Annotated in this window: 9 protein-coding genes; 6 read left to right on the top strand and 3 right to left on the bottom strand. The window is 61.9% G+C overall.

What is annotated here, in order from left to right; genetic code table 11:
• The first annotated feature begins 219 nt into the window (after window positions 1-219).
• Entirely contained in the window at window positions 220-4,431 is a 4,212-nt protein-coding gene (locus ACR9Y2_RS20690) for an RHS repeat domain-containing protein (protein WP_435043553.1), read from the top strand.
• Between the two features lie 465 nt (window positions 4,432-4,896).
• Entirely contained in the window at window positions 4,897-5,322 is a 426-nt protein-coding gene (locus tag ACR9Y2_RS20685) for an RHS repeat-associated core domain-containing protein (RefSeq protein WP_435043552.1), read from the top strand.
• Window positions 5,323-5,464: 142 nt separating this feature from the next.
• Here ACR9Y2_RS20685 and ACR9Y2_RS20680 read toward each other — a convergent pair whose 3' ends face one another.
• Window positions 5,465-5,626, bottom strand: a complete 162-nt coding sequence (locus ACR9Y2_RS20680; protein WP_435043550.1) for a hypothetical protein — start codon at window positions 5,624-5,626, stop codon at window positions 5,465-5,467.
• 586 nt (window positions 5,627-6,212) lie between these two features.
• Complete coding sequence (locus ACR9Y2_RS20675) at window positions 6,213-6,863, bottom strand: hypothetical protein (protein WP_435043548.1); 651 nt, start codon at window positions 6,861-6,863, stop codon at window positions 6,213-6,215.
• A gap of 1,444 nt (window positions 6,864-8,307) precedes the next feature.
• On the opposite strand from ACR9Y2_RS20675, the gene ACR9Y2_RS20670 reads away from it, so the two are divergent.
• From ACR9Y2_RS20670 to ACR9Y2_RS20660, 3 genes are read left to right on the top strand one after another with little or no spacing between them, the layout of a single operon-like run.
• A complete protein-coding gene (locus tag ACR9Y2_RS20670; protein WP_435043547.1) occupies window positions 8,308-9,258 on the top strand; it encodes a sugar phosphate isomerase/epimerase family protein in 951 nt (316 codons plus the stop codon).
• Entirely contained in the window at window positions 9,255-10,421 is a 1,167-nt protein-coding gene (locus tag ACR9Y2_RS20665) for a Gfo/Idh/MocA family protein (RefSeq protein ID WP_435043546.1), read from the top strand. The genes ACR9Y2_RS20670 and ACR9Y2_RS20665 overlap by 4 nt, the downstream gene beginning before the upstream one ends.
• Before the next feature lie 2 nt (window positions 10,422-10,423).
• Window positions 10,424-11,611 (top strand): Gfo/Idh/MocA family protein, encoded by a 1,188-nt coding sequence (locus ACR9Y2_RS20660; protein ID WP_435043545.1) that lies wholly within the window; start codon window positions 10,424-10,426, stop codon window positions 11,609-11,611.
• A gap of 324 nt (window positions 11,612-11,935) precedes the next feature.
• On the opposite strand, the gene ACR9Y2_RS20655 is transcribed toward ACR9Y2_RS20660, so the two are convergent.
• Window positions 11,936-14,230, bottom strand: coding sequence for a glycoside hydrolase family 2 protein (locus ACR9Y2_RS20655; RefSeq protein WP_435043544.1), 2,295 nt, complete (start codon window positions 14,228-14,230; stop codon window positions 11,936-11,938).
• Between the two features lie 58 nt (window positions 14,231-14,288).
• Here ACR9Y2_RS20655 and ACR9Y2_RS20650 point away from each other — a divergent pair, with 58 nt between their 5' ends.
• Window positions 14,289-14,933, top strand: a complete 645-nt coding sequence (locus ACR9Y2_RS20650; protein WP_435043543.1) for a 3-keto-disaccharide hydrolase — start codon at window positions 14,289-14,291, stop codon at window positions 14,931-14,933.
• The last annotated feature ends 3 nt before the right edge of the window (window positions 14,934-14,936 follow it).

Here is a 14,936-nt window from a genome sequence, read left to right as displayed (position 1 = left end):
TCATTCCCAAGGCACAGTCGCAGCGGCACCCGACATAACCAACTTCCTTCCACCCCCGATCGTCCACACCTACTCGGGACGCGCTACCGGATAGAGGGCGGACTGCTCCGCTGGATCTCCGATCGCAACGGCAATCTGGTCAACTTCAACTACTCCGTACAGGGCCGCACCGACCCCTATAATCGGCCTCTCGAAGTTCAAGATGCCCTGAACCGCACCGTGTCGATCGACTACGGAAACGCGGAGAATCATCCAGGTGAGGACATCATCACATACCCTGGCTTTCCGACCAGCGCAAGCCCCACTTCCGCGCAGCGAACAATCCGCATTCGTTACGATTCGTTGTCCAACCGGCTGCGTGAACCAGAGACGATCAAGAAGGTGAAGGAGCTATTTCCGGAGACAGCTTATTCGAGCTATCCAAATGTCAACGATTTTGATAATAACCCGATTCTGCCGGCTGAACTGGAACTTCCGGACGGCAGTATCTTTTCCTTTAAGTACAACAGCTACGCCGAGCTTGGCGAGATGTGCTTGCCGACTGGCGGCATCGTCCAATACACGTGGGAGGGGGCTACGAGCAGTGGCGACGGCTTCTATGGAGACGGACTGGTTTACCGGCGAGTGAAAACTCGGAAGGTGTATGAGCAGGACGGTACCACGTTGCTGGGTTCGACCCAGTATTTTGCGGCTACCTTGCAGCAGCAGACCGGCTACCGGTACGTCGTTTCGGAGAAAGAGTATAATGCGTCAGCATCGGTTCAGCGTGTGACGGAACACTCGTTCTATGGAATTCCGGTAAGCGCCGGATCATTTCCTCCTCTCGGCTATCCCGGCTGGCGTGAGGGTTTTGAATATGGCACTTCCACCGCGAATGGGTCCGGTGTCAAGCTGAAGTCGATCACGCACACATGGCAGCAACGTGGACCGTCAAACACGTCGGTCACACCAGCGAACGAAACCGACCGCCAGAACGATCCGCGCATCACTGCGACCTCAACGGTGCTAGGTTCTCTCACATCCGCGCGCACCTTTATCTATTCGGTGGACGAGCATAACAACGTGACCTCCGACTGCGAAAGGGATTTCGGTGGGTCATCGGCGACCCGTTGTGTGACGCGGCAATTCGAAACAGGCACCGCCTACACTGCCGCCACTGTCCACCTGCGTGGGTTGGTGAAGACGGAGACGGTCACGCGATACCTCCCGTCCCCCACTACGACAGAATCGACCGTCAGTTATGATTATGACCAGTACTCCGCTGCTCCGTTAACCAGCTACGACGATATCGCTGGATTCGATCCCGAACGGATCACGGGTTACTCCACGCGCGGCAACATCACGAAGGAGACCAGAAACGGAGTGGTGACCGAGGTCACATACGATATCGCCGGGAATCCCATCACCGTCAAGACGCCACCCGTGGAAGGAGAGAACGGGGCCGTCGTGCCAAAGACGGTCTTCAGCTACACCGACAGCTACGAGGACCCTCCAGCAGGGAAGAAGACCTACGCCTTCCCTACCACCATCACCAACGCCTTGGACCAAAAGGTGAGCCGGACCTATCACTGGAATTCCGCGCGAATTCGAACCGCTACCGACTTGAACGGGAGAACGACAACCTACCACTACGCTGATGGGCTCGGTCGGTTGACGTCAGCGGACCTGCCAATCGGCCGCACCGAGTTTGAGTACGACAGAATCAATCACAGGATCACCACGAAGAACCGTCTCAACACGAATGAATCGTGGTTGACACAGTCGCTGGAGTACGACGGGCTCGGGCGCACCATCAAGACAGTGAACGCTGCCGGAGTGGCCACTTTGCGGAGCTATGACATTTTGGGGCGACAGTGGAAGGTATGGAACCCCGGGAAGGACTCGAATTCCTCCGACTACACGGCGACCACTTACGATGTGCTCAATCGCCCCGTGACCATGAGCTCTCCAGATGGCTCGGTGGCGCGGACTTGCTACACCAGCAACGAGACGGTAAGTGTGGACCCGGCGGGCAAGTTCCGGAAATACACGCATGATTCGATGGGGCGGTTGATCAGCGTTGTGGAAGATCCCGTCGTCACCACGGCGTGCCAAGACCAGACGAACTCGTCCGGTGCCAACCTGACGACGACCTACTCCTACAATGCGAGGGACCAGCTCAGAAAAGTTGACCAAGGCGGCCAGACAAGATCATTTGAGTATGACGGCCTGGGACGGCTGACTTCTGCCCGGAATCCCGAAACCGGCCTGATCACCGCGAGCGGCACCATCACGTATGGCTACGACCCCGCGGGCAACATGACGGCGCGAACGATGGGTGGGATTACCCTGACCCAGAAATACGACCCCCTTAGCCGGGTTCTATTAAAAACCTACTCGACCGCGACGCCCCAAACGCCCGCAGTAACGTACTGCTACGACGGCGACGTCTCCCGGCCAGCGTGTACTTCAGCGCCAACGGGCAGCGACAAGAACTTGAGAGGCCGCTTGACGATGGTGGCAAACACAGCGGCGACGGTGAAGTACGGAGCGTTCGATGCGCTGGGTCGGGTCACGAACCACGAGGTGACCATTGGCAGCACTCCGTATACTTTCGGCTACGAGTACAACGATCTGGCCCTCACGAGGGAAACGTATCCGGGTGGCCGGACCGTCGGCTACGGATTCGACGGCGCGGGACGCGTGAACGCGGTCACCGGCCAGTACAACCATGTGGACGTGCCGGGCTACGTGACCAGCGTAGGTTATGAACCGTCAGGAGCGATGAGCCAGGTGAATCTGGGTTTGGTGAAGGTTCAGAACTTCTGCTACAACAATCGGCTGCAGACCACTTGGATCCGCGTGGGGACCACCGCGGACACCGCTTGCGGAACCGCCGGCAGCCCGGACCTGCTGCTCGGCCTGGGGTACGGAACGAGCAACAATGGGAACGTGATGAGCCAGGTGATTCAGCTCGGATCGACCCTGCTGGGGACACAGTCCTACCAGTACGATGCCCTGAACCGGCTGAAGACCGCGTCAGAGGCCAAGGGATCCAGCGGGACCGCCTGGTCGCAGACGTTTGTCTACGACCGGTACGGGAATCGGGCCATGCTGGGATCGAGCACACCGGCGCCGGCGACCGGCGTGCCGCAGGTGACTGCGGACGATCCGGCCCAGGTGACGGCGCTGCTGGCGACCTACACGGACCCAGTGACCAGCACGATGGTGGTAAAGAACCAGTGGCTAGGGTCGGAGACGGACGCGGCGGGGAACGTGAAGGCGTTCACCTCGAGCACCTACCCCACGAATCTGACCTACGATGCGGAAAACCGGATGGTGAGCGCCCAGACCAGCGCGTCGGGCACGATGACGGCGCAGTACGACGGCGAGGGCCGCCGTGTGAAACGGACGGTGAACGGGGTAGAGACTGTCTATGTCCATGACGCCATGGAGCGCCTGGTGCAGGAGTATGGCGGCGGAACCGACACAGCGGCAGGCCGGCAGTACTTCGTGGCGGATCACCTCGGGAGTACCCGTTTGACCCTGAACGAAAATGGCGTGGTGCAGGCAAGGAGCGACTACCTCCCGTTTGGGCAGGAGATCGAGCCAGGGCTGGGGGATCGGACAGCGGCGCTGGGGTACCAGAGCAAGGTGGTTGCCGACGCGGACAGGCAGAGGATGAGGTTTACCGGCAAGGAACGGGATGCCGAGACCGGCCTCGATTACTTCGGGGCTCGATACTTCTCGGGCGCGCAGGGCAGGTTTACGAGTCCAGATCCGTTGGACTGGATCTCCTGGCAGGCCGGAAACGATGATGAGAAGCGGAGGTTCCAGGAATTCATCGCCGATCCGCAAGGCCTCAATAGGTATACTTATGCCCGGAACAATCCACTCAAGTATATTGACCCGACCGGAGAGGACTTCGAACTGGTCGTCACGTTCAAAGGCGACCTCAGCGATGAAGAGAAGACTCGGATCCTATCCGCGATTCGTCAGTATTTGACCAGCCTCGACATCGGCAAGGTGATCGTCAGAGATGCAGCGGTTGCGAGTGACAACACACGCACCTGGGCTCAGGCGGGTTCGGACCTCTACAACAAGGATTATCAATCGGTCACGATAGATAGCCGACTGACGAGCTACAAAGACGCTGTGGGTACGATCTTTGCTGGTGACATGGTGGGGCGAGGTGAACTCGCGGACCTGCGCACTGGAGATCCAGGCCAATGGACGAACATAATCGCTTGGCGTGCACTCCATGAGAAGATCGCCCACAATCTCAAGATTGGTTCAGACTTCGATCAACTGGGCATTGCGGATTACCAGAAAGGGACGCTGGTAGGCGGCGCTTATGGCCGAGGACACTCTGGCATCCCAGCGCTTCATCCAATCGACGTAAAAAGGGTCCAAGACATTCTGCGGCCGAGGATTCGCAGCTATGGGCGATAGGGATGCACTTTGCCGTCGAGGACTTGCGGGTCTTGGTGATGCGGCGCTCAGACGGTCCGTGAGGTTGTGTGTCCTTGGCCACTTCGTGGCTTGGCTCGCGGCTGCAGCAGTCTGGACTTTGAAGTGGTGGCGCGAAGGACCTGCGCCGTCAGGACCTCTTTACTACTCGGCACAGACATTCATTGCGAACGTCGACATCTTGGTGTACGACTTGGTCCGCAGCTTGACGATGGATGTCTCACCGATCATGTCTTCCTGGTTCTCAGCCGCCATTGGAGCTTGCCTGACGCTGGTTTTTGCCGCGCTGATTCTTGTCGCGGGGACGGTCCAGTGGTTCCTCTTAGGAAAGTTTCTGGCTTGGGTTGGCGAACGCAAGGGAAGGACCCTTGGTCTAGGGCTGCTCGGGTTCTATGCCATCTGGGTAGCGGGGGCGCTCTTTTTGTGGGTGGCGAGCTAGGCAGCAAGATGCCGAACGCCGAAACGGGCCTCGATTACTTCGGCGCGCGGTACTTCTCGGCTGCGCAGGGGAGGTTTACTTCTCCGGACCCGCTGATGGCCAGCGCGCGAGCGAGCAATCCGCAGACTTGGAACCGGTATGCGTATACCCTGAACAATCCCCTGCGGTACGTTGACCCTGACGGAATGGACGTCCCGGCGGAGTGTGCTAAGGACCCGAATTGCACGATCAAGGTCAAGGAGGGGACATCCATGATAAGTAGTTGTCAAGGGAAAACACACTCTTCCCTGCGCTCCCGTTGGTGGAACTTCTTTCGTGCTGCCCGTTCCCCTGTTGACGTCCCCAGCTTCAGATTGGACCATCGCCGAATGCCGGCGTGGCCAGACATCCATTTGCAGCATCCGGGCCCTTCTCGGCCCTTCGCGGAAGTTTGAGTTTGGACTACCGGCCGGCCTCAAACAGCCTGTGTGGCGCATCCGGACCTTGCGGGCCCTTCGCGCAGTCCCCAATTTCGGGAGGAACGGCCGGTGCTGGCTCTCATCAACAGCAGATTCTTTGTTCGTTCTTCAATCGTGGCTATGGCGCTGGCACTGCAAACTGCTCCTCCAGGCATCCGGTTTCTTTTTCCGCCATGGTGCGCGGCTGGAATTCCTGGCCGCTGCGATCCACTGCCAACAGGTAGGCCACCAGCTTCCGAGCCACGGCCAACGTGGCTCGATTGGCATGTGTGCCGAGCATGTTCGACAGCTTGGGGGTGAAAGTCCCTTTGACAACCTGATGGAGGTGAAGTCATAGCGAAGCGCAAGGGCGTCGTCGCGAGGCGGGGTCTGAAAGAAGCGTGGAGCAAACGTACGAGCCGGAAAGTCCTCAGGAAAGTCCTCAGCCTGACCCGTCCCACTGTGATTCGCAAGAATCTGCCCGCCAGTTGCGCACATTGACCCACCAATCTGCTCATTCCCAAGGCACAGTCGCACCGGCACCCGACATAACCAACTTCCTTCCACCCCCGATCGTCCACACCCACCCGTCCCGCCGCCCGGCTCTGCGCCAAACCACGCAAAACATACCGATAGACTGGCAATTGGGAAGGTGAAAACCCCGTTGGGACGGGTGCCACTGTCCCGCGCCCGAACCAACACCCAAACGCGGCACCCAGACCATCTTCCACCGCCCCCATCCCCGGTTCTCCCCGGAATCCGCCCCCCTCCCAAACCCGGTCACACGCTTTCAGAATAAACTCAAATTACCCCTAACTATTTGATGTGCCATAGCTTACGGATGCAGCCACATCCATCCCGGCAACCACTTCCTTGGACCTCCTCCACTACAATCCCGGCCAAGGAGATTTATGAAAAGACGAACGGGATTGGAACAGGCTCGAATGATTGGAACGCCCGCCGGCGGACCTGTCACGTCCGCAGGCAACGCCCACGCCCGGCGTCCCAGTCGGGCCACCCGCACAGGGCTCAGGAGCAAACCGCGCTGACGGCAAGCGCCGGGTACCACCACCATGACAAAGCAACCCATCTCCGAGCGCCGCCTCGCCGCCAATCGCGCCAACGCCCAAAAATCGACTGGCCCCCGCACGCCCGCAGGTAAGCTCCGTGTCGCCCAAAACGCCTGCCGCCATAACCTCTATTCGAGACTCCATCACCTCCCCGAGGAGATCGCGGACCTCCTCTATCGCCAGGCGCTGGAGGAAACAGCGGACATCGCCGACCTGCGCTTCCGAGCCCTCCTCGTCCACCGCTTCATGCTCCGTGGCCACGAACGCCGCCTCTTCCAACTCGAAGGCAAACTCTGGGCCGAAGCCCTCCATGTGAACAACGGAGTCGTCCCCTACGCCTCCCTCTGGATCCGTTCCACCCAAGGTAAAGCGGTGCAAGCCTTGGGCCGCTACCACGCCTGGATCTGCGTCCGCATCCGGCAGGTCCAGAAGGCCGCCTTCCCCTATCTCATAGGAGACGAAGCTCATCAGGCAGCCCTCCCCGCCAGGGCAGTAACCCTCTTGGCCTCCGTGGCCGGCTCCGCCAAGCCCATAGCCGTATCAGTCCAGGCCGCCCCACCGCGCGAATCCGAGCGAGAGTCCTCAACCGCCGGCAGTCCAACCACCACCTCAATGAACCCGGGCCTGCAACTCCTCTTAAGGGGCCGCGGCTTCCGAGCCGTAAGACCCGTCCCAGCCCCCCAACCAGTAAAAGCCATCCGCCCCCCCACCGTCCCCGGCCTCAGCCTCCGCTACCTGAACAAGTCCCGCAAACCAAGCCCGTCCACCAAAGCGGACACCCCCGCAACGAACCACGACCGTCAGGAAGTGGTCCCCACCGCGCTGCGAACCGCGACTGGAAAGGAGCGGGCCACGGCCCCGAAGGCGCCCTCACCAGGTACAACAATGTCCGCTCCTACCGCGAACACGCAGGAATCCACCCCGCTCGCCCCGGCCCGGGAACCCGGCCACCGCGACACCGCCCGCCCAGTCTCCAAGCGTCAGCGCCGGTCTAACCCAGCACAATCCACCACCCCCGAGGCATCAAACCCAACGCCCACCGTCACCCCAAACGCCGCCGTGAGCCCAAACCAAGCCGTGAGCCCAAACGGAGCCGTGAGCGTAAGCGAGCGGATAGTCCCCCAGGAATCCCCAACCAACCTGCCCCAATCACCCAAGACGCCGAACCCAAACCCGAAATCCACCAGCCCCGAGGCATCAAACCCAAAGCCGCAGGTCACCCCCACCCCACTCCCCGAGCCTCAGCGCCGCGCCACCGCCCCCCAATCCACCACCCCCGAGCCAACAAACCCAAAGCCCCCATCCTCCGCCCGCCAGGCCGCCCGCCCCGCTCCAACCTCAAATTCCTCTCTACCCGAGGCAACAAACCCAACGCACCACCAGCGAAACCTAGAAGCGCCCCCGACCTGCGAAACCCCAAGCCCAGCCAGCACCCGAACCCTAGAACCCACCCAGCCCTATACCCACCAAGCACCAATCAACGCCACCCCCATCCGAGGGACGGCGGACCCCCAGGTCCGCGCAGCCTCCCCCAACCCTGCCCACACACCAACACCCCGACACTCCATACCCACCCGCTGCACGACTATGATTGAGATTGATCGATTCTGCAACACCTCGCGAAGCCCTCACCGTTCCACCCCTGCTTTGGGATATATTGGCAATCCGAGGAGACGCTCCATGTCGAAGAGTGAGCCGGACCCGCATCCAACCTCCGGCCCCCATGGGATTTTCGAAAAGGCGCCCGCCAGCGCGCCCTGCGCCCCCATCCCCAAATCTCACCCCCAACCGAGCCATCTCTCGCCCTTCCGCCCCAGGCCCACAGGCCCGGCAACCCACAGACTTCTTTCAAAAACAATCACGGCCCGGAAATCCGGAAGCCGCCCGGCTGGTGTACACGTAGGAGATATCAATGTCTAAGAGAATTTCAATCGGATCATGGGCCTACACCATCGGCCCTTACGCGAGCCATCCCGTGCCGTTCGGCGAGGTCTGCGACCAGCTGAAGGCCCTCGGTTTCGATGGCGTGGAGCTGGGGGCCTTCCCTCCACACCCGAACCCGGGCAACCCCAATGGACCTGACTCGGAATGGCCCGGAGCCATGCCCGAAAAGGCCCAGCGCTCCGACCTCAAGGCCGAACTCGCCGCCAAAGGCCTCGCCCTCAGCGGCATCGCCGCCAACCTCTGGGGCGAAAAACTCATCAATACCGACGACCAGACCAAATACATCTCGGAGTTCAAGCGCAACGCCGAATTCGCCCACGACCTCGGCATCGGCGGCGTCCGCGTCGACTCCGTCCAGCCCCCCACCATCCTTCGCGACGTCGACTATGACGTCGCCCTCAAGCGCGTCGTCAGCACCTGGAAGACCTGCGCCGAAATCGCCGCCGACTACGGCCTCTACGTCACCTGGGAGTTCGAACCCGGCTTCGCCTTCAATAAGCCCAGCGACATCGCCCGCGTCCACGACGGCGTCAATAAGGCCAACTTCGGCCTCATGTACGACACCTGCCACGGCCAGATGGTCGGCGTGAACGGCACCCGCCAGGAAGGCACGAAAGAGGTCTTCCCCAACCAGGTCGAGTTCCTCCGCTTCCTCACCGGCCGCATCAATCACATCCACCTCATCGATAGCGACAACACCTGCCACAAGGACGCCGAAGGCAACGACGAAACCTCCGCCCACCCGCCCTTCGGCCAGGGCGCCATCGACTTCGACGAAGTCCTCCCCGCCCTCCTCAAAGCTTCCGCTGCCACCCACGACTGGTGGACCATCGACCTCTGCTTCTGGCCCGACGCCTGGAAGGCCACTGAGTCCTGCAAGAAGGCCGTCGACAAACTCAACGCGAGGTACGGAGGATGAGAGAGATGAAGGAACTCCGCATCGGCATGATGGGCTACGGCTTCATGGGCCGCACCCACTCCAACGCCTACAAGCGGCTCACTGACTTCTTCCCCGTGCACCACAAGCCCGTCCTCAAGGCCGTCTGCGCCCGCAACGCCGAAAAGGCTCAGGCTTTCGCCGATAATTGGGGCTACGAACGCGTCGAGACCGACTGGCGTAAGGTCGTCGAGGCGCCCGATATCGACCTCATCGACATCGGCACCCCCAACGACACCCACTACGAGATGGCCCTCGCCGCCGCCAAAAACGGCAAAATGGTCTGCTGCGAAAAGCCCCTCGCCCTCAGCGTCGCCCAGGCGGAAGAGATGACCAAAGCCGTCGAAGACGCCGGCGTCCCCAACATGGTCTGGTTCAACTACCGCCGTGTGCCCGCCATCGCCCTCGCCAAACAGGTCGTCGACGAAGGCCGCATCGGCCGCGCCTTCCACTACCGCGCCACTTACCTCCAGGATTGGACCATCGCCACCGACGTCCCCCAGGGCGGCGCCGGCCTCTGGCGCCTCGACTCCGAAGTCGCCGGCAGCGGCGTCACGGGCGACCTGCTCGCCCACTCCATCGACACCGCCATGTGGCTCAACGGCCCCATCACCCGCGTCGTCGCCAAGACCGAAACCTTCGTCAAGGAACGCGTCCACGCCGTCACCGGCAAGGTCCAGCCCGTCGGCATCGACGACGCCTGCATGTTCCTCGCCGAGTTCGCCAATGGCTCCATGGGCACCTTCGAATCCACCCGCTACGCCCGCGGCCGCAAAAACTTCAATACCTTCGAACTCAACGGAGCCGATGGCAGCATCTACTTCGACCTCGAAGAACCGGAATACCTGCAGTACTTCGAATACCTCCAGAAGCAGTCCGGCAAAAAGCTCGAAAGCCATCTCACTGGATGGCGCAAGATCCACGTCACCAACTCCGAGCACCCCTATATGAACCGCTACTGGGTGCCCGGCACGTGCATCGGCTACGAACACACCTTCCTCAACGCCCTGGCCGATTTCGTCCTGGGCATCGAATCAGGGAAACCCACCGAACCGACGTTTCGCACCGCGCTCCAGACCCAGAAGGTATGCGACGCGGTGCTCGAAAGCGCCCGGTCCGGTAGTTGGAAAGAAACAGGAGCATAGAGATGAAAGACGTAACCCGGCGAGGCGCCGTGGCCGGAGCGGCCGGCGGCCTGATGCTGGTGAAGCCCGAAACCGCTTTCGGCTACCAGGCCAATTCGAAAGTGGTTTTCGGGATTATTGGTACGGGCGGCCGCGGCACCTATGTCGGCACCCACATGACCAATGACGCGAATGCGCAGTTGGGAGCCATCTGCGACATTTACCCGGATCGCATCGACCGGGGCAAGACGCAGATTCCCGGCGCCGATAAGGTCCCCGCGTACAAGGACCTCAACGAACTGCTGGCGCGCAAGGACATCGACGCGGTGCTCATCGCCACACCCGTCTTCCTGCACCCCGTACACTTCGAAGCCGCCGTCAAAGCCGGCAAGCACATCTACTGCGAGAAACCCGCCGGAGCCAGCGTCGCCGGCGTCAAACGCCTGCTCGCCGCCGCAAAGAAAGCCGACCCGTCCAAAACGATTCAGTTCGGCTTCCAACAGCGCCACAGCCCCGAATACCTCAAAGCCTGGGACATCTACAAAGCCGGCAAAATCGGCGACATGAAGATGATGATGAGCTACTGGGTCCTCGGCGGCACACCGCCCACCCAGGGGCCCACCACGCCCCTGCCTCCGGACGAAGAGAAGATCCGCCGCTGGGGTAGTTGGCGTGAAACCTCCGGCGGCCCCATCGTCGAACAGGATTGCCATGGCGTCGATGTCCTCAACTGGTGGGCCGAGGCCCATCCCACCAGGGCCATCGGCACAGGCGGCCTGCGCTACCCCGTCCCCTACGGCGACTGGACCTCCGACCATCACAACATCACCTACTACTACCCCAAGGGCATCGAAGGCTGGCTCATCTCGGTCAAACACACCGCCGGTTACCGCGATGTGAAAGAGCAGATGTACGGCTCCCAGGGTATGCTCGAACTCGCCCGCACTTACTACAAGTGGCACGGCCCCATCGCTACCTCGCCGCTCAAGAACGCCGACGACCTGCGCGACCGCAGCCTCATCGAACGCGGCGATTCCAAACGCGAAATCACCATCGATGCCATCGAGTATTTCTACAAGAGCATCGTCGACAAGAAGCCGCACAACCTCGCCCAGGACGCGGCCGACAGCACCCTCACCTCACTCCTCGGTCGCATGGCCTTCGAGAAGAAGCGCGAAGTCACCTGGGAGGAACTGCTCAAGTCAGAGTAGCTGGCCTTACTCAGCGGTCGAAAATCCGGGGTGGCGGCCTTCTCAACCAACCTCCGCCACCCCGTCTCCTTCGCCCCCGGGTCATATTTGAAGCAAGACTCAAAAGAAGCCTTGCAAACTATTAAAAAATCATGTAATGTCCCGCAGTGTAGTGGTCGCGGCTGGGTCAGACTATGGAGGAGGAAAGTACTTCCAGGCTCCAGCCTCCTCGGCATGCGTGAGTCTCTGTCGACATCTGCTGTCAGCGCTGTTTGATCCGGCTTGCTTTCGCAGGGGTCGGCTCAGCCGCCATCACTGCATCTAGCCCTTGCCTGCCTCTTCGCCCTAGATCAGCTCAAGTGTAGCCTGGCTTACATTGACCACGGCGGTCCGCGTCCCCAGGTAGGGGTGCTTGGCCGTCAGCCGGACTTCCCCGCCCGCCTCCTTGGCCCGGATCCAAACCGCCCCCGTCCCGCCCGTAATGGCGAACGGATTCTCGCCCACCAGCTCACCCGGGCCGGTGATCGTCAGCGCCACCGCCCCCGTGGCAAACGGACGGATGTTGCCATACTCATCCGTGATCAGCAGGACCACCCGCGTCGCGTCCCGCCCGTCGCCCACAATCGTCTTGTCGTCGGGCAGCAGCTTGAGATCGGTATCCTTGCCGGAACCCGACAGAGTGAGGGTCTTGGCCAGCTTGCCCTTCAGATAGCCCTCGATCTTGAGGTCGCCCCACGGGTCCAGCGGCATGTCGCTCATGTTCAGCAGGAACGGCGGGTACTTCAAATGACCATAGGTCTTCCGGTCCGGATCGAGCTCCATCTTGAGAGCCCCCGCGAAGTAGACCTTCAGGTGGTCGCAGTTGGAGAGGATCGGAACAGTGCCCACGCCGCCCGCCTCCGACTTGTCGCCGGAAGACCAGAAGAAGCCCGCCTCCAGCACCGTCTCTTCCTCCGGGTCGACCTGCGACTTGTAGAAGTAGGCCGCCGGCTTGGCGATGCGGAAGATGTCGCTCACCCCGTGGTAGCAGATGTGGTCGCCCGACCCGAAGTTGGAGTGCGTGTTGTAGTCGAAGGCGCACCACGAGATGCCGCCCGCATAGCGGTCGTCAGAGGCAAGCTGGTTGTGCACGCGGGCATGCCGGTTCACATGCTCCGCCACGCGCGTCACGTTGTCGAACCTCTTGGTCGAGAACATGTGCCCGCTGAACTCGGTGTTCAGGTACAGCGGATGGTTCGGCATCCGCAGCGGGAAGCCGAAGTCGTTCATCGTGAAGACGTCTTCGAGCCGCTCCGAGTCGTACTTGTAGCGGATGCCGCCCGTCTGGCGCAGGTCGTCCAACTGGTGCGCCAGCGCGTTGGTCCGGGTGTAGAACTCATGGTCGTCGCCTGACTCGTTGATGCGGACCCCCCACAGGATGATGGAGGGATGGTTCCAGTCGCGCCGGATCATCTCCCCTTCGTTGCGAACGGCCACGTCCTGCCACGCCTTGTCGCCGATGTGCTGCCAGCCTGGGATCTCCTCGAGCACCAGCAGGCCCAGCTCGTCGCAGGCGTCCAGGAACTCGACCGACTGCGGGTAGTGCGAGGTCCGCACGATGTTGCAGTGCAGCTCGCGCTTGATGATCCAGGCGTCGCGCCGCTGCACGCGGGCCGGCATCGCGCCACCCACATAAGGGAAGGTCTGGTGGCGGTTGACGCCGCGCAGCTTCACCGGCGCGCCGTTCAGCCGGAAGCCGGCCGGCGTGAACTTCGCCTCCCGGAAGGCCGTCCGCACGCGGTACTCGTCCTTCGCGCCATCGCTCGTTTCCAGGCGGACGGCAACGGTGTAGAGCTTAGGGGTCTTCAGGTCCCAAAGTGTGATGGAGCCCAACGACTCCAGGTTGATGTCGTGGTGGTCCGCGGCCGACGTCACCGTGGAGGTGGCGGTCTTCAGCACCGTGGAGCCGTCGCGCAGCTCGACGGTCAGCTTCGCCGGACCGGCAATCGGGCCGTTCAGATAGCAGCGGACCCGCAGCGACCGGCTGCTCTCCAAGGGGTTCACAGGGCTGGCGAAGACGTTCTCGATGAACGTCTGTGGGACCACCCGCAGTTGAACGTCGCGGTAGATGCCGCCGAAGGTCAGGTAGTCGATGTTGCCGCCAAAGGGCGGGATATCCGGCCGTTCGGTGGAGTCCACCTGGACCGCCAGGACGTTCTCCGCGCCCAGCTTGAGGTGCGCGGTGAGCTCGACCGAGAACGGGGTGTAGCCGCCCTTGTACTCGGGGAACGTGTGCCCGTTGATGCTGACAGTTGAGGCGGTCATGACGCCCGCGAAGTCGGCAAAGACACGGTGCCCCTTCCACTGCGGCAGCGCCTGGAAACGCCGGCGGTAGGCCGACACGAACTGGAAGTCCTTCTCTTCGAAGCTGTGCCATGGCAGCACCACGTTCGAGTGTGGCAGCGTCACCTTGGCCCACTTCGAGTCGTCGAACGCCGGGGCGGCGAAGCCCTGCGGAGCCTTACCGCCAAAGCGCCAGTTCCGGTTCAGCTCATAGACGCGCTGCACACCGCTGGGCGCGGGCTGCGCCTGGATGCTGAGGGCGGCGGCGGTGCCAAGGAGGAACGAGCGGCGGTCGACGGGGACGTTGAGGTGCTTCATGGGATGTCTCTGCGACATCACCGTATCACAGCGGGGAGCGTGATATAGTCCAGGCGAGATGAGAGCCCACTACTCCCTGATCGCGGTTCTGCTCTGCGCGCCGCTGGCGGCCCAGACGCAGGGCGAATGGAAGACCCTGTTCGACGGCAAGTCCCTGGACGGCTGGAAAGAGACGCAGTTCGCCCGCCACGGCGCGGTCAAGCTGGAGAACGGCACGATGGTGCTGGGGCTTGGTCAGCCGCTCACCGGAGCGAACCTGACCACGCCGTTCCCCAAGATGAACTACGAGATCCGCTTCGAGGCCATGCGCGTCCGCGGCGGTGACTTCTTCGCCAGCCTGACCGTGCCGGTGGGCGAGTCGTTCGCGACCTTCGTCACCGGCGGCTGGGGCGGCGACATCGTGGGCCTGTCGAGCATCAACGGCTGGGACGCCTCCGACAACGAGACCCGGTCCTACTTCACCTTCGAGAACGGCCAGTGGTACACCTTCCGCCTGCAGGTGACGCCGGAGCGGATCGTGGGCATGATCGACGATCAGGTGGTGTTCAATCCGGAGATCGCGGGCAGGACGATCAGCATGCGGCCGGGGGAGATCAAGCTGTCGACGCCCTTCGGGTTCGCGTCGTACAACACGGTGGGGGCGGTGAGGAAGGTGGAATACCGCCTGCTGCGGCCCCCGTCTGGAGACCGCAGCAGGAACTGAGGC

Source organism: Paludibaculum fermentans, assembly GCF_051172195.1.
Classification (GTDB): Bacteria; Acidobacteriota; Terriglobia; order Bryobacterales; family Bryobacteraceae; genus Paludibaculum; species Paludibaculum fermentans_A.
This window is presented reverse-complemented; position numbering and strand designations above follow the sequence as displayed.

What these genes read in the sequence shown, in the direction of transcription:
- ACR9Y2_RS20675 (WP_435043548.1), bottom strand. Translation starts at nt 6,863, where the DNA reads ATGAGCTTCGTCTCCTATGAGATAGGGGAAGGCGGCCTTCTGGACCTG.
- ACR9Y2_RS20660 (WP_435043545.1), top strand. Translation starts at nt 10,424, where the DNA reads ATGAAAGACGTAACCCGGCGAGGCGCCGTGGCCGGAGCGGCCGGCGGC.
- ACR9Y2_RS20670 (WP_435043547.1), top strand. Translation starts at nt 8,308, where the DNA reads ATGTCTAAGAGAATTTCAATCGGATCATGGGCCTACACCATCGGCCCT.
- ACR9Y2_RS20665 (WP_435043546.1), top strand. Translation starts at nt 9,255, where the DNA reads ATGAGAGAGATGAAGGAACTCCGCATCGGCATGATGGGCTACGGCTTC.
- ACR9Y2_RS20685 (WP_435043552.1), top strand. Translation starts at nt 4,897, where the DNA reads ATGCCGAACGCCGAAACGGGCCTCGATTACTTCGGCGCGCGGTACTTC.
- ACR9Y2_RS20650 (WP_435043543.1), top strand. Translation starts at nt 14,289, where the DNA reads ATGAGAGCCCACTACTCCCTGATCGCGGTTCTGCTCTGCGCGCCGCTG.
- ACR9Y2_RS20680 (WP_435043550.1), bottom strand. Translation starts at nt 5,626, where the DNA reads ATGCTCGGCACACATGCCAATCGAGCCACGTTGGCCGTGGCTCGGAAG.
- ACR9Y2_RS20655 (WP_435043544.1), bottom strand. Translation starts at nt 14,230, where the DNA reads ATGAAGCACCTCAACGTCCCCGTCGACCGCCGCTCGTTCCTCCTTGGC.